Genomic DNA, 1597 nt, shown 5'->3' with positions numbered 1-1597 from the left:
GTTTCAACGAAATGAATAATGCCAGACCAATGGCTCCGAACGGTCTTTACAAACTTCATAAATGCTGAGATTTTAGATTTTTCTACTTCTTCACACCACTGCTTTAGAAAGGCTTCAGCCGATACTTTATCGGGCATTGACCATAAGTCATTAAAAAGCTCTTTCAATCGATATGCCTGCCCTAACGTAGGATATAGGTCAATCATTTCAGCTAATGAAACTTCTTGTTTATTGGTTAAGTTTTCTCGGTTCCTTAAAAAAGTATATTTGTGTCCTTTGAGTGCATCATGCTCTTTACGCTCACTAATCCTGACTTGATTCATTGCTTCATTTAATAATTTGACAACATGAAACCGATCGAAGGTTATCTCTGCTGATGGAAAAGCCTCTGCGGCTCCAGCAATGAAGGATGGCGATAGATCCATACTTATTTGTTCAATTAAGTCATTATCGGGTACTACCGCAAAGCTTCTGACCAAACCACCTAAAGCATTCACATCGGCCACACTAGGTACCGTACGTAAAGCGGGCCGAATAACCCAGTCAAGCAAACTACGCCGTTCCATTAGGTTTAAGTCACCACCCTCAATGGTAAACATAAACATTTCACCTAAAGGTGTAGTCATTGGAGCTATGCCACCCTCTACACCCCCTGGCAAGTCAGCCCATACCGTATTTAAACGTTCTGCAATCTGTTGCCTTGCCCAATAATATCAGTACCTTTCTCAAAATCGATAGTGATATCCGTCAAAGAATATTTGGCAATGGAGCGCAGCATGGTTTGCCGGGGGATCCCTAATAACTCCACTTCTATAGGTGCCGTTATTCTTGCTTCTACTTCTTCGGGTGGCATTCCTGCCGCTTTAACGATCACTTTTACCTGCGTAGGTGAAACGTCTGGAAAGGCATCAATAGGGATTTGTTTAAATGCAGAATAACCACTACCTATAAGCAGTAATGTTATTAACATCATTAACAGGCGTTGTGTTAACGCAAAGCGGATCAAGGCTGCCATTATTCATCGCCCCCCAACCCTAAAAAGTTAGCCTTGAGTGCCACTGCTCCTCTAATGGCAATTTCACTGTTTTCCTGTAAATCACCGGTAATAATCGTTTGTTTAGCCTCTCTGCCAACAATTTGAATTGGCCTGGCGGAAAAACCTGACTCAGTACGTATAAACAAATAAGTAGCTCCCTCATGCTGCGCTAAAGCAGAGTTAGGAACCTTATACATTAAAGTATGACTACTTTGAATAATTTTGACAGCGACTGCCTGTCCAGGTCGGATGGAACTTTTAGCTGTTTCAATCACCGCTCTAGCTAATACGGTTTGGTTATCATGATCAACATGCTTACCTAACAAAAATATACGCGCTGTCACCTCGGTCCCAGGAATCAATACTTTATCTCCCACCCGTACATTTTTAATGCGTTGTTGTGGAATATTTATGTCCAGCCAGAGCTTATTAAAATTTGCCACACGAAACAAAGGAGCCAAGGCACCGGCCCGTTCACCTGTCGTGACCATACGATCTAAAACCACTCCGGAGATCATCAGTGTTTCCATTGAAAGCAACAATAGCTAAGAAACTTAGAGA

1 protein-coding gene and 2 pseudogenes are annotated in these 1597 nt (G+C 42.1%); all 3 read right to left on the bottom strand.

The genetic code is table 11. The features are described 5' to 3' along the window. Window positions 1-440, bottom strand: a pseudogene (locus tag CDZ78_RS19375) (ISL3 family transposase); the annotation flags it as partial. A 42-nt stretch (window positions 441-482) separates the two neighbouring features. Next, window positions 483-970 (bottom strand): annotated as a pseudogene (locus CDZ78_RS19370) (efflux RND transporter permease subunit); the annotation flags it as partial. A gap of 44 nt (window positions 971-1014) precedes the next feature. Continuing rightward, window positions 1015-1566 carry an efflux RND transporter periplasmic adaptor subunit gene (locus CDZ78_RS19365; RefSeq protein WP_087871430.1) on the bottom strand — a complete coding sequence of 184 codons (552 nt, stop codon included), beginning with the start codon at window positions 1564-1566 and terminating at the stop codon, window positions 1015-1017. Between the last annotated feature and the right edge of the window lie 31 nt (window positions 1567-1597).

Origin of the sequence: Bathymodiolus platifrons methanotrophic gill symbiont (assembly GCF_002189065.1) — a bacterium.
Taxonomy (GTDB): Bacteria; Pseudomonadota; Gammaproteobacteria; order Methylococcales; family Methylomonadaceae; genus Methyloprofundus.
This window is presented reverse-complemented; position numbering and strand designations above follow the sequence as displayed.